Origin of the sequence: Streptomyces sp. HUAS TT11 (assembly GCF_051553595.1) — a bacterium.
Lineage (GTDB): Bacteria > Actinomycetota > Actinomycetes > Streptomycetales > Streptomycetaceae > Streptomyces.
The window spans coordinates 6,496,182-6,518,365 of sequence record NZ_CP196184.1 but is presented as its reverse complement, the minus strand read 5'-3'; the positions used below and the strand labels follow the sequence as shown (position 1 = coordinate 6,518,365).

Annotated in this window: 23 protein-coding genes; 15 read left to right on the top strand and 8 right to left on the bottom strand. The window is 70.7% G+C overall.

All coding sequences use genetic code 11. From position 1 onward, the window contains the following. Window positions 1–16 precede the first annotated feature (16 nt). Window positions 17–484 carry an RDD family protein gene (locus tag ACSHXN_RS29075; RefSeq protein ID WP_355132251.1) on the bottom strand — a complete coding sequence of 156 codons (468 nt, stop codon included), beginning with the start codon at window positions 482–484 and terminating at the stop codon, window positions 17–19. Between the two features lie 198 nt (window positions 485–682). Here ACSHXN_RS29075 and glnA point away from each other — a divergent pair, with 198 nt between their 5' ends. Further along, window positions 683–2,092 (top strand): type I glutamate--ammonia ligase, encoded by a 1,410-nt coding sequence (gene glnA / locus ACSHXN_RS29070; protein WP_355132250.1) that lies wholly within the window; start codon window positions 683–685, stop codon window positions 2,090–2,092. A 473-nt stretch (window positions 2,093–2,565) separates the two neighbouring features. Here the strand turns inward: glnA and ACSHXN_RS29065 are convergent, their stop codons facing one another. Then, entirely contained in the window at window positions 2,566–4,500 is a 1,935-nt protein-coding gene (locus tag ACSHXN_RS29065; protein ID WP_438304222.1) for a hypothetical protein, read from the bottom strand. A gap of 727 nt (window positions 4,501–5,227) precedes the next feature. Then, on the bottom strand, window positions 5,228–5,716 hold the full coding sequence (locus tag ACSHXN_RS29060) for a hypothetical protein (protein WP_355795510.1): 489 nt from the start codon (window positions 5,714–5,716) through the stop codon (window positions 5,228–5,230). 329 nt (window positions 5,717–6,045) lie between these two features. Here ACSHXN_RS29060 and htpX point away from each other — a divergent pair, with 329 nt between their 5' ends. Further along, complete coding sequence (gene htpX / locus ACSHXN_RS29055) at window positions 6,046–6,966, top strand: zinc metalloprotease HtpX (protein WP_355132247.1); 921 nt, start codon at window positions 6,046–6,048, stop codon at window positions 6,964–6,966. A 6-nt stretch (window positions 6,967–6,972) separates the two neighbouring features. Beyond that, the gene (pspAB, locus tag ACSHXN_RS29050; protein ID WP_356110732.1) at window positions 6,973–7,557 is read left to right on the top strand and encodes a PspA-associated protein PspAB; all 585 of its coding nucleotides are present in this window, start codon (window positions 6,973–6,975) and stop codon (window positions 7,555–7,557) included. 22 nt (window positions 7,558–7,579) lie between these two features. On the opposite strand, the gene ACSHXN_RS29045 is transcribed toward pspAB, so the two are convergent. Beyond that, window positions 7,580–7,855, bottom strand: a complete 276-nt coding sequence (locus ACSHXN_RS29045; RefSeq protein WP_355132245.1) for a hypothetical protein — start codon at window positions 7,853–7,855, stop codon at window positions 7,580–7,582. Between the two features lie 260 nt (window positions 7,856–8,115). On the opposite strand from ACSHXN_RS29045, the gene ACSHXN_RS29040 reads away from it, so the two are divergent. After that, a complete protein-coding gene (locus tag ACSHXN_RS29040) occupies window positions 8,116–8,838 on the top strand; it encodes an alpha/beta hydrolase (protein WP_438304219.1) in 723 nt (240 codons plus the stop codon). Window positions 8,839–8,955: 117 nt separating this feature from the next. Here ACSHXN_RS29040 and ACSHXN_RS29035 read toward each other — a convergent pair whose 3' ends face one another. Next, window positions 8,956–9,459 (bottom strand): hypothetical protein, encoded by a 504-nt coding sequence (locus tag ACSHXN_RS29035; RefSeq protein ID WP_438304216.1) that lies wholly within the window; start codon window positions 9,457–9,459, stop codon window positions 8,956–8,958. Window positions 9,460–9,611: 152 nt separating this feature from the next. On the opposite strand from ACSHXN_RS29035, the gene ACSHXN_RS29030 reads away from it, so the two are divergent. After that, entirely contained in the window at window positions 9,612–10,802 is a 1,191-nt protein-coding gene (locus ACSHXN_RS29030; RefSeq protein WP_438304214.1) for a winged helix DNA-binding domain-containing protein, read from the top strand. Window positions 10,803–10,869: 67 nt separating this feature from the next. On the opposite strand, the gene ACSHXN_RS29025 is transcribed toward ACSHXN_RS29030, so the two are convergent. Continuing rightward, on the bottom strand, window positions 10,870–11,178 hold the full coding sequence (locus ACSHXN_RS29025; RefSeq protein ID WP_355132241.1) for a hypothetical protein: 309 nt from the start codon (window positions 11,176–11,178) through the stop codon (window positions 10,870–10,872). Window positions 11,179–11,342: 164 nt separating this feature from the next. On the opposite strand from ACSHXN_RS29025, the gene ACSHXN_RS29020 reads away from it, so the two are divergent. Both ACSHXN_RS29020 and ACSHXN_RS29015 read left to right on the top strand, forming a co-directional pair. Further along, entirely contained in the window at window positions 11,343–11,702 is a 360-nt protein-coding gene (locus ACSHXN_RS29020; protein WP_355132240.1) for an arsenate reductase family protein, read from the top strand. Between the two features lie 136 nt (window positions 11,703–11,838). Continuing rightward, window positions 11,839–12,525 carry a hypothetical protein gene (locus ACSHXN_RS29015; protein ID WP_355132239.1) on the top strand — a complete coding sequence of 229 codons (687 nt, stop codon included), beginning with the start codon at window positions 11,839–11,841 and terminating at the stop codon, window positions 12,523–12,525. A gap of 2 nt (window positions 12,526–12,527) precedes the next feature. Here the strand turns inward: ACSHXN_RS29015 and ACSHXN_RS29010 are convergent, their stop codons facing one another. Then, a complete protein-coding gene (locus tag ACSHXN_RS29010) occupies window positions 12,528–13,391 on the bottom strand; it encodes an alpha/beta fold hydrolase (protein WP_438304211.1) in 864 nt (287 codons plus the stop codon). Window positions 13,392–13,458: 67 nt separating this feature from the next. Here ACSHXN_RS29010 and ACSHXN_RS29005 point away from each other — a divergent pair, with 67 nt between their 5' ends. The 5 genes from ACSHXN_RS29005 (at window position 13,459) to ACSHXN_RS28985 (ending at window position 19,079) form a co-directional block, all read left to right on the top strand. Next, window positions 13,459–13,944 (top strand): MarR family transcriptional regulator, encoded by a 486-nt coding sequence (locus ACSHXN_RS29005; RefSeq protein WP_356110740.1) that lies wholly within the window; start codon window positions 13,459–13,461, stop codon window positions 13,942–13,944. A 141-nt stretch (window positions 13,945–14,085) separates the two neighbouring features. Continuing rightward, window positions 14,086–15,114 (top strand): glutamine synthetase, encoded by a 1,029-nt coding sequence (gene glnII / locus ACSHXN_RS29000; protein WP_355132236.1) that lies wholly within the window; start codon window positions 14,086–14,088, stop codon window positions 15,112–15,114. 397 nt (window positions 15,115–15,511) lie between these two features. Next, window positions 15,512–16,096 (top strand): winged helix-turn-helix domain-containing protein, encoded by a 585-nt coding sequence (locus ACSHXN_RS28995; protein ID WP_356110742.1) that lies wholly within the window; start codon window positions 15,512–15,514, stop codon window positions 16,094–16,096. 70 nt (window positions 16,097–16,166) lie between these two features. Next, window positions 16,167–17,159, top strand: coding sequence for an NAD-dependent epimerase/dehydratase family protein (locus ACSHXN_RS28990; protein ID WP_355132234.1), 993 nt, complete (start codon window positions 16,167–16,169; stop codon window positions 17,157–17,159). Between the two features lie 375 nt (window positions 17,160–17,534). Then, window positions 17,535–19,079 carry a DUF1996 domain-containing protein gene (locus ACSHXN_RS28985; protein ID WP_355132233.1) on the top strand — a complete coding sequence of 515 codons (1,545 nt, stop codon included), beginning with the start codon at window positions 17,535–17,537 and terminating at the stop codon, window positions 19,077–19,079. Between the two features lie 75 nt (window positions 19,080–19,154). On the opposite strand, the gene ACSHXN_RS28980 is transcribed toward ACSHXN_RS28985, so the two are convergent. Continuing rightward, on the bottom strand, window positions 19,155–19,577 hold the full coding sequence (locus ACSHXN_RS28980) for a hypothetical protein (RefSeq protein WP_355132232.1): 423 nt from the start codon (window positions 19,575–19,577) through the stop codon (window positions 19,155–19,157). Between the two features lie 253 nt (window positions 19,578–19,830). On the opposite strand from ACSHXN_RS28980, the gene ACSHXN_RS28975 reads away from it, so the two are divergent. The 3 genes from ACSHXN_RS28975 to ACSHXN_RS28965 all read left to right on the top strand — a co-directional run bounded on the left by ACSHXN_RS28975 (window position 19,831) and on the right by ACSHXN_RS28965 (window position 22,074). Beyond that, the gene (locus ACSHXN_RS28975; RefSeq protein WP_355132231.1) at window positions 19,831–20,238 is read left to right on the top strand and encodes a YciI family protein; all 408 of its coding nucleotides are present in this window, start codon (window positions 19,831–19,833) and stop codon (window positions 20,236–20,238) included. Between the two features lie 8 nt (window positions 20,239–20,246). Further along, complete coding sequence (locus ACSHXN_RS28970; RefSeq protein WP_438306510.1) at window positions 20,247–21,392, top strand: RNA polymerase sigma factor; 1,146 nt, start codon at window positions 20,247–20,249, stop codon at window positions 21,390–21,392. Between the two features lie 154 nt (window positions 21,393–21,546). Beyond that, a complete protein-coding gene (locus ACSHXN_RS28965; protein ID WP_355132230.1) occupies window positions 21,547–22,074 on the top strand; it encodes a tetratricopeptide repeat protein in 528 nt (175 codons plus the stop codon). Window positions 22,075–22,184: the final 110 nt, after the last annotated feature.

Genomic DNA, 22,184 nt, shown 5'->3' with positions numbered 1-22,184 from the left:
CCGTCGAGCGGAACCGTCAGATCCTGACCTCGACCGTTCCGGCCAGCCGGTCGTGCAGACCCCGGCCGTCGCGGTCCCAGACCAGCGCCGGGACGGCGAGGAAGAGCAGTACCGTGCGCCACAGCGCGCGCAGCGGATGGACGCGGCCGGTGCCGAGGGCCACCACGCGGAGTCCGAACAGCCGCTTGCCCGGAGTGAAGCCGACCGTGCTCACGGTGAAGGCGATGAGCCCGAAGAGGATGAGCGGCGCCCAGACCTGGGCCGCACGGTTGTAGCTGTCCGTGATCAGGCCGTATGCGATCAAGAGGCACAGGCCCCAGTCGACGGCGAGGGCGCCGAGGCGCCGGCCCGGGCGGGCGATCGAGCCCGGCCCCTCCTGCGGCAGCCCGAGCTGCTCTCCCCGGTATCCGAGGTCCGCCCCGGCTTCCTCCATGGCCGCGCGGGGACCGGAGAGCCAGGATCCGATTGCTTGCCTGTTGTCCACTCGTCCACGGTACTGCGCCCGTTTTGACGGGCATGCAGGCGGGGCCATCGAGCCTCGGGCTGGTTAACCTGGGAGAAACAAACGGGTCACGCCCGAGAAATGCCCCGTCCTTATGGTCGGCTGCAGCGTGTGCCACCGCACTGGCCGCACGAACGAACTACCACCCCGACGAGGACGGTCGGGAGTAGGAGGAGCTGGATGTTCCAGAACGCCGACGAAACCAAGAAGTTCATCGCGGACGAGGACGTCAAGTTCATCGACGTCCGCTTCTGCGACCTGCCGGGCGTGATGCAGCACTTCACGGTGCCCGTCGATGCGTTCGACCCGAACGACGAGCTCGCCTTCGACGGGTCGTCGATCCGCGGTTTCCAGGCCATCCACGAGTCCGACATGGCGCTGCGCGCCGACCTGTCGACCGCCCGGATCGACCCGTTCCGCCGCGACAAGACGCTGAACATCAACTTCTTCATCCACGACCCGATCACGGGTGAGCAGTACTCCCGTGACCCGCGCAACGTGGCGAAGAAGGCCGAGGCCTACCTGGCCTCCACCGGCATCGCCGACACCGCGTACTTCGGTCCCGAGGCCGAGTTCTACGTGTTCGACAGCGTCCGCTTCGCCACCAGCGCGAACGAGGCCTTCTACCACATCGACTCCGAGGCCGGCGCCTGGAACACCGGTGCCCTCGAGGACAACCGCGGTTACAAGGTCCGCTACAAGGGCGGTTACTTCCCCGTCCCGCCGGTCGACCACTTCGCCGACCTGCGCGCCGAGATCAGCCTGGAGCTGGAGAAGTCCGGCCTCAAGGTCGAGCGCCAGCACCACGAGGTGGGCACCGCCGGCCAGGCCGAGATCAACTACAAGTTCAACACGCTGCTCGCCGCCGCGGACGACCTCCAGCTCTTCAAGTACATCGTGAAGAACGTCGCCTGGCGCAACGGCAAGACCGCGACCTTCATGCCGAAGCCGATCTTCGGCGACAACGGCTCGGGCATGCACGTCCACCAGTCGCTGTGGACCAACGGCGACCCGCTGTTCTACGACGAGGCCGGTTATGCGGGCCTGTCGGACACCGCCCGCTACTACATCGGCGGCATCCTGCGGCACGCCCCGTCGCTGCTGGCCTTCACCAACCCGACGGTGAACTCCTACCACCGCCTTGTTCCGGGCTTCGAGGCGCCGGTCAACCTGGTGTACTCGCAGCGCAACCGGTCCGCGGCGATGCGTATCCCGATCACGGGCTCGAACCCGAAGGCCAAGCGCGTCGAGTTCCGCGCCCCGGACTCCTCCGGCAACCCGTACCTGGCCTTCTCCGCCCTGCTGCTCGCGGGCCTGGACGGCATCAAGAACAAGATCGAGCCGGCCGAGCCGATCGACAAGGACCTGTACGAGCTCGCTCCCGAGGAGCACGCGGGCGTCCCGCAGGTCCCGACCTCGCTGCCGGCCGTCCTCGACGCCCTCGAGGCCGACCACGAGTTCCTCCTCCAGGGCGATGTCTTCACCTCCGACCTGATCGAGACGTGGATCGACTTCAAGCGCACGAACGAGATCGCCCCGCTGCAGCTGCGTCCGCACCCGCACGAGTTCGAGCTCTACTTCGACGTGTGATATCGCCCCAGGTCAGAGCAGGTATCCGCTCCCCTGGGCCGTCTTCGAGCCGAGGGCCGGCTCTCCCCTCCGGGAGAGCCGGCCCTCGGCTTTTCGGCTCCGGCTTCCGGGGTGATGTGCGCCGTGAAAGCCGAAGAGGGCCTTTGTTCGCGCTGCACAGCGAAGTGCAAGTGGTATGGGGCGGGCGGTAATCCACTGTGCCGCAGGTGTTTCGCCCGGGCTGCCGCGAGGTGGGCCCCCGGCGTGAGGCAGCTCGGCTGTAACGCCTGGAGGGCCCTCCGGTCGGTCTTGTGGTGTCGGACGGGCTGATGTCCTGTGGCAGCGAAGCGGTCGCGTGCAAGCGCGCTGACCTGACCCGACCGGGTTGGGAGTCAGAGGTCGCCTTAGCCTTCATCGGCAAGGGCCGATGAGAGTTGATGGGCAGCACGAATGTCTGCACCGTGCCCGCCGAGCGCCTGGTACGAGCGTCGGGCTCAGCCCAGTAGCTGTCTGATCGCCGTCACCAGTGCCTCGCCCGTCTGCTGGACGGCCGTTCCGGCGATCAGTCCGGGCAGGGAACGGACTGCGGTACGCAGGGCTGCACCGAAGCCGTCGCTCTGCGGCTCCATCAGGGCGCCCTCCAGCACCGTCGTCTGGTCTCGCAGGGCCTCGGGGTCCGTCAGCAGGGCCGCATTGCGGTCGATGTCTGTGCGGAAGGCGGTCAGGAGGGCGGCGACGGAGTCGATCGGAATGCTGCCCTGGCCGGTGCTGGTCTGTGTGACGTGGGACAGATGGTGGCCGGAGACGTTCTGCACGCTGCCGATGTTGTCGCCGCCGATGCTGATGCCGGACCCCGAGGGCTGTGCGGGCTCGGAGGACGAGTGTCTGTGCGGAAGTCCCGGGCTCATGAGTTCTCCTTCGGTTGAGGCGGGGGTGGGCGTCGTGCCCGCCGTTTGCGCCACCTGAGTCAGCGTCACACCCGCCGCGAGTTGGATCGGCGCGTGGCTGTCGCCCAGCACTTGAATGCTGGCCATCACCGTGTGCCGGTCGTGGAACGCTTCCGTCGTACAGCCGTGGTGTTCGAGCAGGGTCTCCAGGGCACTGAGGACGGCGGTCTGCATCAGCTCGATGTGGCGTTCGGCGCTGCCCTTCTGGTGCAGGTCGGAAACCTCGGTCAGGGACAGCGCATCGCGCAGACTCAGCGGGCCGTCGTGCTCAGCCGGATCCTCCGCCTCCCGCGCCGGTGCCTTTCGGATCTGCCGCCACAGCATCAGCCACAGCCCCGCCGCACCGCGCAGGCCCTCGAGCGCCGCAGCACCGGCCGGTTCGGGTACCGGCGGCAGCGGTGCCATCACCTGTGGCCGCAGCGTGAGCCGCAATTCACGGGCCTGGAGCGCCGCGTGCACAAAGAGGCTCGCCACGACCTGCCCCTGCCAACTCACGCACTGAGCCCGCAGCCACGGCCGCTCCGGCCGATCCGGCCCTCCCGTCATATCCGACGTCCCGGCTCCGCTCCGGCTGCGCTTCAGCCACAGGTCGGCGGGCAGGGCCATGACCCGGGCCACAGAGAAGCCAGGCAGTGGGGCGGTCCTGTCGGCGTTGTCGACGCGGCCCTCCGCGTGGCCAGCGGCGGTCAGTGCGGCCCCGATGCTTTCCAATACCTCTGTGTCGCGCAGCGCCACGACGGACCGCTCGGGTTGCGCGGGCCGCAGCGGCACGCGGATTTCTGCCCCGCCCCGGGCTTCCTGGCCCGCGCCGATGAAGCGGCACTGATCGTCGTACGGCAGCGCGGTGCCGTTCTGCCGGGTGCCTACCGCCTCCACACGTCTACGGGCCCGTGACCCCACGAAGGGCAGTCGTTCCCGGGTGCCGCTGTCCCTGCTCACCTGCCCCCGCGCTGACCGGGCGACCACCCCATCGATGACGTACACCAGGGCCACGGCGGATGCCAGCACAAAGGGGAGCTGGACGCTGCTTACCCACAGCTCGTAGGAACTGTTGTGTTGCTGCATCGATACCAGCGAGAACACCCAGTACCCGATCAGCGGTATCAACGCCCAGCTCGGCCCGGACGAGCCCAAGACCCAGGCGAGGCCAAGCGCCCCCGACCATTCCAGGGCCGAGACCGGCGCCCAGGCCGTGACGAGGCCGAACGCTGCAACCACCGCGACCCGGCGAAGCAGCCGCCACCGACGGGCGCGCACCCCGTGCACGAGCACAGGTACCAGATCGAAACCATATGACGGGACCGAGCGCGCCGGGTCGCGCAGGACGTCCTTGATCAGCCGGAGCAGCCGCGTCTCGCCCCACGAGGTGGGGTCGCCGACATAGGCCGGGCGCGCATAGAGCGCCGTGCAGAGTTGCCGTGTGACGTCGGAACCTGCCGTCTGCGGCGGTGACTCGCCTAGCGATGACTCCCCGGCCCTCATCCTCTATCGCTCCCCCGACCCGGCGTATGCGGTGCCTGGAGGCATCTTCACCTCACCCGACCCGGCGTATGCGGTGCCTGGGGGCATCTTCACCTCACCCGCCCCGGTCGCGCCATACCCCCCACTGCGTCGGGACGATGGCGCGGCACCCCGGTGACACCGGCCCCGGCCGCAACTGGACTCCGTCCGGCAGTCACTCGCCGTCGCCGAGCGACAGCCACCGCGTAAGCAGCAGCTCGGTGGCGATCGAAGCGCCGCTCCTGCAAGCAACCGCTCAGGAGCGGACTCGGTTGCCGGCATGGATCACGACAGGTGACCGTCCGCACACCGCGATCGCAAGGCTTTGGGGGTCAGTGCAGCTTTCCGCCGCCGGGCGGTAGCAGCCGGGCTTCGAACTCGCGCGCCCGGCGAACCGGGACACGCCGAAGCCAGACACCGAATCCACGTCTCGTGAGTTCCGCCCCCGTCCTGCCCTGCACCGCAGGGGCGGGGCCGAGGGTGCCGCGCCCTCTCATACCCCCCGGTGCCCCCGGCGGTGCCATTTCTGCAAAAACCTGCGGGTGGTAAAGGTTGGACCGAGCCCGCTGCAGATCCGCCGGCACGAGGCCGTCTGCGGGCCGTCCCCAGGCGGACCGACAACAACCAATGTCGACGGACAAGGGCAGCGTCCTTGCCGGCCATGTGCCGGCCGGCCCGGTGGCAGCGAGCGCAACACGCACCCGGGCCGTCAGGTGTCGTATCGGCCGTCCCAGGGGGCGTAAAAGCCGAGGCGGTCGGGATAGAGCTCGGCCCACTCGTCTTCGTCTTCATCGTCTTCGTGACGCTCGGTTATCAGGCCGAAGACCACGCCGTCGGCAGTCAGCCGAAATGGACGGATCGCGATGTCCCCGTACTCACGCTGAGGAAGGCCGTCGAGCAAGGCAGCCATCCGTGCCTGTGCTCGAGAAGAGACGGAGTCCCTGTCGTGAGGCCGCCTGTGCTGCTCGGCCCATGTGCCTGCGCACCAGATCTCCGAGTCGATGTGCCGACCCTCGAAGTCGAAACGATGGAGCACGACGTAGAGGCGCTTCTGTTCCTCCCACCCGTCGCCAGGGACGAACCCGCGGGGAAAGGCGTAGGTGATCGAGGCAAGGAACTGGCCCTCCGCGTACCGCCCGATGGTGCTGGTCCGGTGGTCAGGGTTGTGGGCGATCGGGATGATCTCGGGGACTGACATGCGAGAACCATAGAAGTGAGCAGCGGTGGGCCCGACTGCGCCCCGGCCCACCTCCCCGGGGGCACGGCCATGGACGACGGAGCCGTGGCGGTGTCACTCGCAGAACACCTGCCTGCGGATTCGGGATCGTCGACGTCGACGGTCGGCTCCTCGACCGAGTCGGCCCTCGCGCACAGGTACCCGGCCGGGCGCCGTCCGCCGCGTGGCACCCGTTCGCCGACACTCTTTGCCTGCCGTGGGGTCGTTCGGGACGGGTTCATGGGTGGGGATGGGCGCACAATGGGGGTGGGACGGGTGCCTTACTGCTGGGTACTGCGAGGTGATGCAGGATGCAGAGCCGGTTCCGGAGCGATCGGCGGCTGACCGTGCGGATGACGGTCACGATGTTTCTGCTCGGATTGCTGTACGTGGCCTTCATCGCCGCGTTGATCGCGTTGCTGAAGTCCTGGGTGCTGGTCGTCGTGATCGCGGCCCTGGTGATCGGCGCGCAGTACTGGTTCTCGGATCGGATCGCGCTGTACGCCATGCACGGGCGGATCGTGGAGCGTGAGGAGTATCCGCAGCTGCACGGAGTGGTCGACCGGCTGTGTGCGGTGGCCGACATGCCCAAGCCGCTCGTCGCGGTCTCCGATATGGACATGCCGAACGCGTTCGCGACCGGCCGCAACCCCGACCATGCCGTGCTGTGTGTGACCAGCGGGCTGCTGCGGCGGCTGGAACCCGACGAGCTGGAGGGTGTGCTCGCGCACGAGCTGTCGCACGTGGCGCACAAGGACGTCGCCGTGATCACGCTGGCGTCGTTCCTCGGGGTGATCGCCGGGCTGGTCGTCCGGTTCGCGTTCTACTCGGAGCTTTTCGGGCGTGGGCGCAAGGACCAGAACACGATCGTCGTCTTCGGTGCCGTGATGGGCATCTCGGCGCTCGTCTACGCGATCAGCTTCCTGCTGATCCGGGCCCTGTCCCGGTACCGGGAGCTGGCCGCCGACCGCGCCGCCGCCCACCTCACCGGGCGCCCCTCGGCGCTGGCGTCCGCACTGACCAAGGTCAGCGGGGACATCGCCCGCATCCCGACGAGGGACCTGCGGACCGCGCAGGCCTTCAACGCCTTCTACTTCACCCCCGCGTTCGGCGCCGAGCCGGGCATCTCCCGTTTCTTCTCCACCCATCCGACCCTGGAGCAGCGGCTCGAGCAGCTCGGCCGCATCTCCACGGAGCTGGGCGAGGCGGCGGCACCGGGAAAGGCGGTCTGAACCCCCATGGGATTCCTGGACATCCTGCTCGGTCGTACAAAACCGGTGGCGCCCGATCTCGACCAGCTCTTCGCGCTGCCGTCGGCGGCGGTCACGCTCGAGGCCGCCGCCGGGTTCACCCCGACCGGGACCGGAGCGGTCTGCTTCGCGACGGTCGAGGGCGGAGCGTTCTCGCAGACCAATCGCGAGGTCCAGGCGCTGCTGGACGCGGACGTCGATCGCAGCGGCCCGCCCGTCGAACTCCAGCGGGACGACTACGGCTACTCCTGGCTGGTGTCGCGCCGCACCCCCGACCAACTGCCCGCCCTGGTCAACGATCTGCACGCGGTGAACAGCGCGATGGAGATCAACGGCTTCGGGCCCCAGCTGCTGTGCTCGATGGCCGGCTTCCAGGACGCGCGCGGGCGACGGCTCGGCCTGGTCTATCTCTACAAGCGCGGCACCTTCTATCCGTTCGCGCCGCTCGCCGGACCGGGCGAGCGGCGCGACAACGCGCTGGAACTGCAGATCAAGGCCGCGCTGACCGACGACCTGCGGATCGAGCAGGACCTCGGCCGCTGGTTCCCCGTCTGGGGCGCGCCCGGCCTGTGAGCGGACGGGCCCGGCAGCGTCACTAGCTCTTGTCCCGGTCCTGACGACGGGACTCGAAGGGGCGCTCGCGGCGGTAACGGCGCTCCCACTTGGCCTGCTGGTCACGGCGCTCGCGGTACTGCTGGTAGTTGCCCGCCGCGGCCGGGGGGCCTCCCGAGCCCGTCGAGGACGCCGAGGACGAGTTCCGTCCGTACTGCACGTAGACGAAGAGCAGGAAGGCGGCGGCCAGCCACCAGACGTGGTTGTTGAACCCTAGGAGAAAGAGGACGACGGTTCCGGCGATGAGGAAGGTGCCCATGACGGGCCTCCGTGGGCGTGGGTGAGTGGTTGTGCCAAGGGGATACGACGGGGTGCTGGGGGTGGGCGGCCGCCGTCGGTGCGTAGAGATTAGCCCTGAGTCCACCGGGTGATGCCGGTCCGGTGGAAAGCGGTGGTGGGCGGCTCCGGTACGCATGTCCAGCGTAGGGAGGCGGTCACTCGGTGTGCATCTCCTTTTCCCGCACGCCCGATTCGGCGGATCGGGGAGGGTGGAAGTCGTGACTGTGCGTGAATGGACCCATGATCGGGTTCTCCTCTTTCGCACACGGACACGACGGTGAACGACTCAGCGGGGTCCACGGCGGCGACGGCGACCCGGACGCCGCCACCGCCGTACTGCTGCACGGGGCGGGCAACGGCAGTACACAGCGACTGCTGCCGCTGCTCGAGGAGTTCGTCGCGCGCGGCTGCCGCGGCCTCGCGTTCGACTTCTCCGGCCACGGCGAAAGCACCGGCCGATTGGCCGAGCTGAGCCTGAAGCGGCGCTTCGAGCAGGCCGTCGCCGTGATCGACGCGCGGTCACCTGCGAACGGGCCGCTGGTTCTGGTCGGTTTCAGCATGAGCGGGCAGACGGTCGCGGACCTTGCGCGGCACTACCGACGGCGGGTGGTGGCGCTGGGCCTGTGCGCGCCCGCCGTCTACGCGGCGGACGCATGGCCGCTCCCGTTCGGTGACGGAGCGGGCCGCTTCACGGAGGTCCTTCGCACGCCGGGGAGTTGGCGTACGGCACCCGCGCTCGAGGTGCTGCGCACCTACCGGGGCCGGGCGGTGCTCGCGGTGCCCGGCACCGACTCCGTGATCCCGGCCGAGGTGACGGCGTCGGTGGCGGCGGCGCTCGCCGCGAACGCCTCCTTCACCCGGCTCGACCTGCCCAGCGCGGAACACCGGTTGGGCCTGTGGTTCCGCAACCATGCCGAGGACCGCCGTCGGTTCGTGGACGCCGTACTGGCCGACGGGCTCTAGACCACGGGACTGGGGCGCGCGGGCCCCGGGCCGGGACGCGGTGGGCGCCGGGGGCCCGACCGCGGGCCGCGCGGGCCCGGCGGTCGCTGTCCTGGCGCGTGGGTGCCGGGCATCGGATCAGTACCGCACGGCGCGGGCGACGGAGGTGGTGACAGCACCCGAGAGCTCTCGGTTGCTCAGCGCGGTGGCGTTCTTCGAGCCGCCACCGGGGACGTCGGGGACCGTGACGACGACCGTGTCGAGCAGATCGCCCTTGGTGTTCTTGAAGTTGACCTGCACGGCGTAGGTGCGCGACGCGGACGTCGGGTTGGTGACGGTGACCGGCGCCGCCTTGTGCCCTCCCGACCCGTCCGCGGTCGCCCCCAGCTTCACATCGGCCTTGGCGTGGGCACCGCCCTTGATCCGGTCCAGCTTGCGGCCGGCCTCGGTGCTCGCGGACGCCAGGGCGGCCCCGGCCTCGGAGGCGGCGGATGCGGCGGCTGAGGCCGCCTTGGTCGCGGCGGAGGCGGCCTGCGACGCGGTGCCCGAGGCGCCGCCGTCGGAACAGCCCGAGAGCACGGCGGCCGCCGCGACGACGATCGCGGCACCTCGCGCCATGCCCCGCATTCCGTGTCGTGCCATCGCCTCTCCCGCCTTCCCGTGATGGGTTCCATCAAGGCCGATCGGGCGCACATCCGCACGCGGGGTACCGCGCTTCGGGTGACGGCGCCCCGCGAGGGGCCGGCTTCGACGAGGATGGTCACGTTCTCGTACGGGGTCGGCGGGGAGGCGGCGTGAGCGGGCGGCGGAACATCGGCACTGAGGAACGGCGGGCCCGGCTCGCGCTGCGGCAGCGGCTGGCCCCTCCGGCGCGGGCCGAGACACCCGAGGAGGTCGCCGGGTCGCTGGTCGCGCTGCACGGCACGGACCCGGCCACGGTGTACCTGGCGGTCGGGGCGCGGCTCGCGGACGCGGGACGGACCGTGCCGGAGGTCGAGCGGGCGCTGTACGAGGAGCGCACGCTGGTGCGGATGCACGGCATGCGGCACACCGTGTTCGTGTTCCCCACCGTGCTGGCGGCCGTGGTGCACGCCTCGACGGGACTCACCATCGCGGTGAAGGCGCGGGCCGCGCTGGTGAAGGACATGGTGACCGGGAGCGAGGGCCGGCTGACGGCGGAGTGGCTCACCGAGGTGGAGGCCTCGGCGCTGGCCGCGCTGGACCGGCGGGGACAGGCGACGGTCGCCGAACTCACCCGGGACGAACCGCGGTTGAAGGAGCGGTTCACGTACGGCGCGGGCAGGAGCTACGAGGCCGCGCACACGGTCTCGTCCCGTCTGATGCGGGTCCTCGGCGTCGAGGGACGGGTGGTGCGCGGTCGTCCGCTGGGGGCGTGGACGTCGTCGCAGTTCCGCTGGGCGATCGCCCCGCCCCACCCCGAACTGCCACCAGAAGAGGCGCGGCGGGAACTGCTCCGGCTCTGGCTGGCGGCCTGCGGCCCGGCCACGGAGGCGGACCTCAAGTGGTGGACGGGGTGGAAGCTCACGGACGTCCGGCGGGCGCTGGCCGCGATCGGAGCGGTGCCGCTGACGGTCGACGGCGGGGCCACTGCATATGTGACGGCCGAGGACACGGAACCGGTGGAGTCGCCGGCCGAACCGTGGGCGGCCCTGCTCCCGGGTCTGGACCCCACGGCGATGGGCTGGCAGGAGCGTGACTGGTACCTCTCCCCCGGCCTGCGCCCGGCCCTGTTCGACGGCAGCGGCAACGTGGGTCCGACGGTGTGGTGGAACGGTCGCGTGGTGGGCGGCTGGGCCCGGAGACCGGACGGCGAGGTGGTGTGGCGGCTGCTGGAGACGGCGGGCCTCGGCCGTGAGGAGCGGTCGCTGATCGGGGCGGAGGCCGACCGGCTCGGATCGTGGCTGGCCGGCACCCCGGTGACACCGCGCTTCCGGACACCTCTGGAGAAGGAACTGTCCGCGTGACGGCACGCCCTCCGCACCGCACCGGTGCCGGGCGTCCTCCCGTCCGGAGGGCGCCCGGCACCAGGGGTCAGCGGCTGTACCTCATCAGCGCCCGCACCATGTGGCACGTCGTGTCCGACGGCGGGTGCACTCCGATCCGTTCCGCCGTGCTCCGTATGGTCTCGTTGCGCGCCTGATTCGCCATGTACACCCCGGAGTCGAGAAGGGCGATCGCGAGACGCATCGCCTTCAGGCGCCGGTTGTGCGTGACGTACCACTCGCGCGGCCGCCCCGCGGGGAGCGGGCGTTTCGCCACCGGCGCGTACGGCAGGTCCAGCGGGATCTGCCGGTGGGCGGTGGACCGGTTCGGTTTCGGCTTCGTTGCGGCAGCGGGCACGGGCATCCTCCTGTCGCGGCGGGGAGCCGTCCGGACGGCCCGGCAACTCCCTCGAACACTGCTTCTATTCTACTGCCGCCCACTGACAAAAGCCGCTGGCCACAAGGGCTTTGGACGAGGTTGTGACACCCGTGAGAAGTGGTGCTTCGACTACCGTGTGGGACATGGAGATCTGGATCAATCCGGCCTGCTCGAAGTGCCGCAGCGCGCTCACCCTGCTCGACGCCGAAGGCGCCGACTACACGGTCCGCCGCTATCTGGAGGACGTCCCCACCGAGGACGAGATCCGGGACGTGCTCACCCGCCTCGGCCTCGAACCCTGGGACATCACCCGCACCCAGGAGGCCGACGCCAAGGAACTCGGCATGAAGGAGTGGGCGAGGGACGAGTCGAACCGTGACCGCTGGGTGCGTGCGCTGGCCGAGCACCCGAAGCTCATCCAGCGGCCGATCATCACCGCCGAGGACGGCACGGCCGTCGTCGCCCGTACGGACGAAGCGGTACGCGACGCCCTGTCCCGCTGAGCCGCAACTGCCGTGTGATCCACGTTACTTCGGTGACTTCTGCAACCGCTGAGCAACCCCGTTCGGGATCTCGTACCTAGCGGCGTACCTATCGCGACCGGCCGCCGGGGAAGGCGGCCGGGGACAGGAGGCGCGCATGTCGCGTAGGAGAACCCTCAGTCGCAAGAAGAAGATCGCACTGGCGGTCACCGCCGTCGCCGTGGCCGGCAGCGGGGCCTTCGCCCTCGCGGCCACCTCGAACGCGGCGAACGTGCAGAACGCGTCCAACTCGACGGTCTGCAAGGGGCTGGCCACCGCGCTCGGCAACAACCAGTCGTTCATCGCCGGGCAGAAGGCCGCTCCGGACGCCCAGTCGGCGGCGCGGATCGCCAACCGCGAGGCGGTGATCGCCCAGATCAAGGTCCAGCAGGAGGCGTCGGGCTGCCAGGTCGGCGAGTCCGTCCAGGCGGGCGGGGCGGCGCAGCCCGGCGGTGCCGCGCAGGCCGGGGGGTCGGCTCAGGACCCTCAGGCCTCGCAGCCCGCCGGCAACGCACCCGCGACGACGGCCCCCGCGGGCAACACCGGGAACGCCTCGGGCCAACAGGTCTGCAAGGGCTCGACGGTGACGCTGTCCGGTGAGGCCGGCGCCCCCGCGGCGTCGAGCAACCAGTTCCCGGCGGGCACGAGGTTGAAGGTCACCAACCTGGACAACAACAAGTCCACCACGGTGACGGTCACTTCGGTCTCCGGCAGCTGTGCGCTGCTCAACAACGCGGCCTTCGAGCAGGTCCGCGAGCCCGGCAAGTTCCTGATCCGCCGGGCCGTGATCGAGAAGGTGGGGTGACGTCAGCCGCTCAGAAACTCCAGGAGGCGGCGGTTCGTGACCGCCGGGTCGGTGTACGGCAGCGCGTGATGGGACACCCCTGGCAGTACATGTGTCTCCACGTCCGGCAGCAACTCGGCGGCACGGGCGGCCACCCGGTGCGGATCATGGGCCCTGCTGTTCGCGGCAACGAGCAGCAGAACCCTGGTACGCAGCGAGCGCAGCGCGGCGGCGCTCGGGCGTGGCCCCGTGACCGGGCGGGCCGCCGGGAAGCCGGCCGTCGCCTCCTGGAGCCGCAGCCACGCGGTGGGCGGCACCCCGCCCGTCTCCCACTCCAGGAAGGCCCGGACCCGGTGCGCGCCGGGCCGCAGGATCATGGGCAGGGCGTGCAGGAGATAGCCGGCCCGGAACCCGGCGAAGCACTGGGTCGGATCGAGCAGGGCGAGACGGGTGACACGGCCCGGGGCGTGCAACGCGTAGTGGAGGGCGATCCAGCCGCCGTACGAGTGCCCGGCCAGGTCGGCCCGGTCGATCCCCAGCCCGTCGAGGACCGCGTCGAGCCAGGCCGTCAGGTCCCCGACGGTGCGGACGGGGCGGCTCGGGTCGGCAACACTGCACCCGGCGTCGCCGATCAGGTCGACGGCGTGGACGCGGAAGACGCGGGACAGGGCGGCCGCGTTGGCGAACCAGGAGGCCGAGGTCGCACGGCCACCCGGCAGCAGCACGAGCGGTGGACCGTCGTCCGGGCCGCAGCTGTTCACCCGGGTGCTGCCGAAGTCGGTGGCCACGGTGCCGTGCCGGGTGCCGGCGGGCCACCGCGCGAGCAGGTCGTCGTACGCCGTGAGGAACCCGGCCGGATCATGCGTCCTGTGTGCGGAGGAGTCCATGAGCCCTTATTCTCTCGCTGAGCGAGATACTTGGCCAGCAAGATACAAGCCGACGATCGGGGTGCGCATGGCGAACCGGCCACACCAGGGACCCGAGTTGGAGATCGTCCATCTCCTGCGCGCGACGACCGTCGAACTCGGCCTGCACAGCGTCCGGTTCGCCCATCGCAACGGCATGCACCCGACCGACGTGCGCGCCCTGATCGCCCTCATGGACGCCTCGCGTGCCGGGGAGGAGATGACGGCCGGCCGTCTCGGTGCGCTCCTCGGGCTCAACTCGGCGGGCACCACGGCCCTGGTCGACCGGCTGGAACGGCTCGGGCACGTCCGGCGCGTACGGGACGGGCGCGACCGGCGGCGGGTGCTCGTCGAGGTCGACGAGCGGGCGGTGGAACTCGGGTGGGCGTCCTTCGGTCCGCTGATCGGACGGGCCGTCGAACTGCTCCAGGGATACGACGAACGGGAACTGGCGGCGGTGCGGGGCTTCCTGGACGGCGTCCGCCGTGCCGCCGCGGACCCCGGCGCGGAGACAGGGCACACCGGCCCCGGGTAACACGGGGTTCACACCTGGGCAACGGCCGGGAAATCGCCTCTTGACAGGCTGCGGGCGACACCAGGCGCCCAGTGCCGCCGCGCCGCGCACCCGCAACCGGTTCGACCGCGCGGTCGAGACCCACCCCGAAGGATGTGGCCCGTGACCTTCAAGGCTGAGTACATCTGGATCGACGGCACCGAGCCGACGGCCAAGCTCCGTTCCAAGACGAAGATCCTGGGAGACGACGCCAAGGGTGCCGCGTTGCCGATCTGGGGCTTCGACGGGTCCTCCACCAACCAGGCCGAGGGCCACTCCTCGGACTGCGTGCTCAAGCCGGTCTTCTCCTGCCCCGACCCGGTCCGCGGCGGCGACGACATCCTGGTGCTGTGCGAGGTCCTCGACACGGACATGGCCCCGCACCCCTCCAACACACGGGCCGCGCTGGTCGAGGTCGCCGCGAAGTTCGCCGCCCAGGAGCCGATCTTCGGTATCGAGCAGGAGTACACCTTCTTCGACGGCGCGCGTCCGCTCGGCTTCCCCGAGGGCGGCTTCCCGGCCCCGCAGGGCGGCTACTACTGCGGTGTCGGCGCCGACGAGATCTTCGGCCGTGAGATCGTCGAGGCGCACCTGGAGAACTGCCTGAAGGCGGGTCTGGGCATCTCCGGCATCAACGCCGAGGTCATGCCCGGTCAGTGGGAGTTCCAGGTCGGCCCGCTCGCCCCGCTCGAGGTCGCGGACCAGCTGTGGGTCGCCCGCTGGCTGCTGTACCGCACCGCCGAGGACTTCGGCGTCTCCGCCACCCTCGACCCGAAGCCGGTCAAGGGCGACTGGAACGGCGCGGGCGCCCACACCAACTTCTCGACCAGGGCGATGCGCGAGGGCTACGACGCCATCATCACCGCGTGCGAGGCGCTCGGCGAGGGCTCCAAGCCGATGGACCACGTCAAGAGCTACGGCGCCGGCATCGACGACCGGCTGACGGGTCTGCACGAGACCGCCCCGTGGAACGAGTACTCCTACGGGGTGTCCAACCGCGGCGCCTCGGTCCGCATCCCCTGGCAGGTGGAGAAGGACGGCAAGGGCTACATCGAGGACCGCCGTCCGAACGCCAACGTCGACCCGTACCTCGTGACCCGTCTGATCGTCGACACCTGCTGCTCGGCGCTGGAGAAGGCCGGCCAGGTCTGATCAACGCACCATCGGCTCCCAGGGGGCGCCCGCCGCACGGTGGGCGCCCTCTCGCGTCGCCCGCCCCCGTTGTGCCTGCGACGTCACGTTCACGTCAAGAGCGTCCGACGGGTGAGAGGAGTCTCCTGCGGAGCGCTGTCGTCTGCTTCAATGGATCCATGGCCAGCATCCAGAAGCTCAGTGCGACGGGTCGCCATGACCTCGAGCCCTTCTGGCCCTCCCGTCAGCACCACGACTTCGACCGGGTGTGTTGTCGCGCGCGAAGCGCGCGGGCCCTCTGAAGCCGTACACCCGGCCTCCGGCCAGCGCGCACGACGTACGTCCCCGACGACCCCGGCCACACCCGCGGTCGTCGGCCTCTCCCGACGAACTTCTCGCGCGAAAGAGCTGACCTCTCATGGCGACCACTCGTCCTCTCTCGACCGCCGCCCTCGACACCCCCGCCGCCTCCGCGGACGGCTCCGCACGCCACCGGCTGCGAGCCGTCGACCGCGACGAGGTCGTCGACATGGCGGACTTCCTGCCGCCCGGCGCCACCTGGCTGCCCGCACCCCAGCACTCCCTGCCCGGCGTGCCGGGCAGGCCACCGATGATCGGCTATCTGGTGCTCGTCCCGGCCGACCGGCAGCCGCCGGTGCTGCCGGTCGTGGTGCCCGGTGACCAGGACGCCGCCCCGGCCGCCGACGGCGCGGGTCTCCTCGGCGTCGACACCGCTCGGCGTACCGCCACCGTGGACGGACGGCCGCTGGACCTCACCTATCTGGAGTTCGAACTGCTCGCGCACCTGGTCGCGCACCCCCACCGGGTGCACACCAGGGACCAGCTGGTGACCACGGTGTGGGGCTACGACCATGTGGGCGACGGGCGCACCGTCGACGTCCACATCGCCCGGCTGCGGCGCAAGCTCGGCGCCGAGCACCGCGGGGCGATCCAGACGGTGCGGCGCGTGGGCTACAAGTACGTGCCGCGGTCCGGCCGCTGACGCCTTGGGCGAATCTCCTGTCAGCAGATCGGGGTTCCGCCCCGCGGGCCCGCCGGGCACTGTCGTCGGCATGAGACTTCTGGTGCTGGGTGGAACGGAGTTCGTGGGGCGGGCCGTCGTGGACGCCGCCCTCGATCGAGGCTGGGACGTCACCGTCCTGAACCGGGGGCGGCACCGGCCCGCGCCCGGCGTACGCGCGCTGCGGGGCGACCGCACCGAGTCCGGCGGACTCGCGGCGCTGGCCGACGGCGCGTGGGACGCCGTCGTCGACACCTGGTCGGGGGCGCCCCGCGCGGTGCACGAGACGGCACGGCTGCTCGCCGGCCGCGCCGGCCGGTATGTGTACGTGTCAAGCTGCTCGGTGTACGCCTGGGCGCCCGACCCCGGGTACGACGAGAGCGCCCCCCTGGTCGAGGGGGCCGCGGCGGACGCGGAGCGCACCGAGTACGCGCAGGACAAGCTGGGCGGGGAGCTGGCCGCGACCGGGGCCTTCGGTGCGGACGCGGCACTGCTCGTGCGGGCCGGGCTGATCCTGGGTCCGCACGAGAACGTCGGCCGGCTGCCCTGGTGGCTCGGCCGGACGGCCCGCGGCGGGCCGGTGCTCGCGCCCGGGCCGCGCGAACTGCCGTTGCAGTACATCGACGCCCGGGACCTCGCCCGGTGGATCCTCGGTGCCGTGGAGCAGGGGCTCAGCGGGCCGTACAACCTCATCAGCCCGCAGGGCCACGCGACCATGGGCGCGCTGCTGGACGCCTGTGCACAGGTGACCGGGGGCGCCGCGCAACTGCGCTGGACGGCGCCCGAGGCGATCCTGGCCGCCGGGATCCAGCCGTGGACGCAGCTGCCGGTATGGGTGCCGCCGGACAGCGACTACCACGCAGCCCTGCACGCGGCGGACGTCTCACGGGCGGTGCGGGACGGACTGCGGTGCCGGACGGTCGAGGAGACCGTACGGGACACCTGGGAGTGGCTGCGCGGCCTCGACGGGGCAGCGCCGCGGCGGGCGGGCCTCCCGCCGGTGGGACTCGACCCCGCGGTGGAGGCGAAGGTCCTGGGGCTCTGATCCGGATCCGGTGCCGTCCGATTCGCCGTACCGGAACGGGCGATCGCGAAACATATCTCCCACATTTTCGCCAAACCGGGTCATGGCGTTTTCCCACGACGACAACGGACGGTTCACGGCCGCAGTCACCCATATCTATCGCGACCGGAAAAGACGGCACCGGACTCAAAACTGAATGTAATTCAAAATCGGAGGGCTACCCCGCTCAACTGCCGTTGAAACAGGGGCTTCTGTGCCCATTGCGTCTGAAATGACCACTCGCGCTTCCAAGTTTTTCTGAGAATTCTGAACGCCCCACGAACCCCCTGCGTATGGGATGGCGCCGCTTCACCCCTGTCGGGCGCCTCCGCCCCGAAAGGAAGTCAGAGGAGTTCCATGGGACGCAACACAAGAAAACGCCGTACGCCGCTGGCCACCAAGGCCATAGCCGCCTCGGCTGCCCTAGCGCTCGGTGGGGGCGGGCTGATCTGGGCGAACTACTACGCCTCGGCACACGAGACGAACGGGCAGAACACCACCAAGGCCGCCACGGCGCAGGTGGCCACCATCACCTGCCCGGACGTGGGGCAGCAACTCACCAACGTGCCGAACCAGGCCCGTACCGAGGTCGACGGCGAACTGGCCAACCTCGACCGCCAGATCACGGACGCCTACCAGCGTCTGGCGACCACGCGCGACGCACAGTCGAGGGACGCGAGCTTCGTCCAGAACTCGATCCTCCAGCCGCTCAAGGAGCGGCGCCAGGTGATCATCGACCGCATCCAGCTGGAGATCAACCGGGTCGGCGGCAGTGCGCCCGACAGCCTGGACGGCCTGGCCGGCTGCACCGGGGCCACCGCCAACCAGGCGAACACCAACGCCGGCCAGGGCAACACGGGCCAGCAGCAGAACGGTGATCAGCAGCAGAACACCGGCGGCCAGCAGCAGAACGGTGGCCAGCCGCAGGGCAACGGCGGTCAGCAGCAGAACGGCGGTCAGCAGCAGGGCAACGGCGGCCAGGCCGGCAACGGTCCCGTCGCGGCCGACTTCGTCGACATCACGAAGGTGCGGCGGAACGTCCAGGCGAAGCCGCAGAGGAGCCGCAACGCCTCGACGGGCACGTTCACCACGCGGTGCGGCGTGAACGCCAACAAGAACCACAACACCGACAACGTGATCGTGGCGCCCGGCGTGGCCAACGGCGCGCACCACCTGCACGACTACGTCGGCAACCAGAAGGTCAACGCGTTCGCCAGCAACGACACGTTCCTGCAGGGCGGGAGCAGCTGCCAGAACAAGAACGACCTGTCGTCCTACTACTGGCCGGTCGTCCGTGTGCAGGACGGCTCGCAGGACTTCGACCAGGACGCGGACGGCGGCGGCAAGGAAGGCAACGTCGGCCGGATCCTGACGCCGGTGCAGGCGCAGATCAAGTACGTCGGCAGCCCGACCGGCAAGGTCGTCGCGATGCCGCAGTTCCTGCGCATCATCACCGGTGACGCCAAGACCACGACCAACGGACTGGCGAACGCCAACGCGCACTGGAGCTGCACCGGCTTCGAGAACAAGGTCCAGCTGACGACGCAGTACCCGATCTGCCCGCGGGGCAGCAACGTGGTCCGCACGTTCGCGTTCCAGAGCTGCTGGGACGGCCAGAACATCGACAGCGCCAACCACCGCACGCATGTGGCCTTCGCCGACGCGCGCGGCAACTGCCAGAACGGCTTCAAGGCGATCCCGCAGCTGACGATGCGTCTGGTGTACAAGATCACGCCACCGGCCCTGCAGAACGGCGTGGTGAAGAACGCCTATGCGGTGGACGGCTTCCCCGAACAGCTCCACAAGCCGGCCACCGACCACGACGACTTCATCAGCGTCACGACCGGCGGCCTGGCGAACAAGATCACCAACTGCATCAACCGTGGTCAGCAGTGTCAGTGACCCGGTGAACGACTGAAGAAGGCCGGTGGCGGGAGATCCCGCCACCGGCCTTCGGCATGTCCGCCCCGGCGCGGCTCAGCCGCTGTGCCCGGCGTGGGCGTGGTGGTCCGTGCCGATCTCCACGTCGCCGCCCAGTGTGCCGCGCAACGCCTTGACCACGCCGTCGTCGCCGACCGCGACCCACTTGCGGCCCACCAGATAGAAGCCGCCGTAGTCCTTGGCGTCGTTGATCCAGTCACGCTGCCCCCGGTCGGTGGCGAAGGTGGCGAGCACGAACTTGCCGTCGGAGTTGTTGCAGATGGCCTGCCGGATCTCGTCCGCGTCCGTCTGGATGTTCGGCTTGCACTTCACGTCCGCCGCCAGGTCCTCCAGGCTGCCGGTCGCGGTCGCCGGGATCTTCTCCGGGGCGGCGTCCGACCCTCCCGCCCCTGTGCACCCGGTCAGCGCCAGCAGGGCGACGGCCGCACCGGCCGCCAGCATCTCGCGCGTCCATCTCATATGTTTCCTCCGGTCCTCGGGGCCCATACCGCTGGGAGCCCCCGCAAGGGCCCTGCCCTTCCCTACGGCTGCGGCGCGCCGCGTGCTCAATGGCACCGGCGGTCCCTTCCGGATCACGCCCGATCCGGTCGTCCGGGCCCGTCCGGAAGATCCCCGAAAAAAATCCGCCGGCGATGTCGAGAACCCGTGACCGGCTCCGTCCCCGCAGTGAACGTGACCACAATGGGTCGCACCCGCACCGAGGAGCATCACGATGGCCAAGTACTTGCTGCTGAAGCACTACCGCGGAGCACCGGCGGCGGTCAACGACGTACCCATGGACCAGTGGACGCCGGAGGAGATCTCGGCGCACATCCAGTACATGCAGGACTTCGCGGCCCGGCTGGAGAAGACCGGGGAGTTCGTCGACGGTCAGGCGCTCGCCCCCGAGGGGAGGTGGGTCCGGTACGACGGAGAGGGCCGCCCGCCGGTCACCGACGGCCCGTTCGCCGAGACGAAGGACCTCATCGCCGGCTGGATGGTGATCGACGTCGACGGCTACGAGCGCGCCGTCGAACTGGCCGGGGAGCTGTCGGCCGCCCCCGGGGCGGGCGGGAAGCCGATCCACGAGTGGCTCGAGGTGCGCCCGTTCCTGACCGCCCCGCCTACCATCACGGAGTGACCTCCCCCATGGACGAGGCCCTGCTCCGGAGCCTCACACCGAGCGTGCTCACCGTCCTCGTCCGCCGCGGAGCCGACTTCGCGGCGGCCGAGGACGCCGTGCAGGACGCACTGGTCGAGGCGGTCCGCGTGTGGCCGGAACGGCCACCGCGGGACCCGAAGGGCTGGCTGGTCACCGTGGCCTGGCGCCGGTTCCTGGACGCGACCCGGGCGGACACGGCGCGCCGTCGGCGCGAGGAGGTCGTGGACATGGAGCCGGCGCCCGGGCCGGCCCCGACCGCGGACGACACGCTCCGGCTCTACTTCCTGTGCGCCCACCCGTCGCTCACGCCGTCGTCCGCGGTCGCGCTCACGCTGCGCGCCGTGGGCGGGCTGAGCACCCGCCAGATCGCCCAGGCCTATCTGGTGCCCGAGGCGACCATGGCCCAGCGCATCAGCCGGGCCAAGCGCACCGTCTCCGGTGTGCGGTTCGACCAGCCCGGCGACGTCGCCACCGTGCTGCGCGTCCTCTACCTGGTCTTCAACGAGGGCTACTCCGGGGATGTCGACCTGGCCGCCGAGGCCGTCCGGCTCACCCGGCAGCTCGCGGCCGTGATCGACCACCCCGAGGTGGCCGGGCTGCTCGCCCTCATGCTTCTGCACCACGCCCGGCGCGCCGCCCGGACCGCACCCGACGGCAGCCTGGTGCCGCTCGCCGAGCAGGACCGCGCCCGGTGGGACACCGCGACGATCGCCGAGGGCGTCGGGATCCTGCAGGGGGCCCTCGCCCGCGACCGGCTCGGCGAGTTCCAGGCCCAGGCGGCCATTGCCGCACTCCACGCCGACGCGCCCACCGCCGGGGAGACCGACTGGGTGCAGATCGTCGAGTGGTACGACGAGCTCGTGCGCCTGACCGACAGCCCGGTCGTCCGGCTCAACCGCGCGGTGGCCGTGGGCGAGGCCGACGGACCGCGCGCCGGGCTGGCGGCGCTCGCCGGGCTGGACGACTCGCTCCCCCGCCACTGCGCGGTGGCGGCGTACCTCCACGAGCGCGACGGCGACCTCGGGACGGCGGCGCGTCTGTACGCCGAGGCGGCCCGCAAGGCGTCGAACGTCGCGGAGCGCGACCATCTGACGCGCCAGGCGGCCCGGCTCAACGCCCGGCGCAGTCGCTGACGGTCCGCCGCCGGGACGGTGACCCGCTCGGCGACGGTACGGCCGCCCGGAGAGGCGCCGAACCGGGCCCGTTCGTGCGGAGCCCGGAATCCGGTGCCGCAACCGGCACAGGTGTGCGAGGGTGGGCGGCCTGAACACCGGAGCAAGGAGGATCATGAGCGCGCAGGACTGGGAGCAGCGCGTGGCCGCCGCCTGGGCGGCCTTCGACGAGCACACCAGGACGGCACCCGGCGGCGGCTCGCCCGAGAGTGCCGCGGACTTCCGCGCGGTGATCGCCGCCCTGGCCGCCGAACTGCCCGAGGACAGCCCGCTCGGGCTCTTCGAACGGGCCTGCGCCTGGGACTCGACGGGTCACTCCGACAAGGCGGTACCGCTGTACCGGGAGGCGCTCGCCCGTGGCCTCGACGGCTACCGGGGCCGCCGCACGAAGATCCAGTTGGCCAGTTCGCTGCGGAACATCGGGCAGGCCGAGGAGGGTGTCGCACTGCTCACCCCCGAACTCGACGCCCCCTCCGACGAACTGGACGACGCCGTGCGCGGCTGCCTGGCCCTGTGCCTGTCCAGCCTGGGCCGCGATCGTGAGGGCCTGTCCCTGGTGCTCGGCGCGCTCGCGCCCCATCTGCCGCGCTACCAGCGCTCGATGGCGAACTACGCCCGCATGCTGGTCGAACCGAAAGCCTGAGGGTCCCGTCCGGCCCGGTACGCGGCGTCTGCGCCGCCCTGGGCGCAGGGGCCCCGGGGAACCCCGCCGGGCCACCGTCCAGGTGACCAACCACCGTCTCGCTCGTTTTG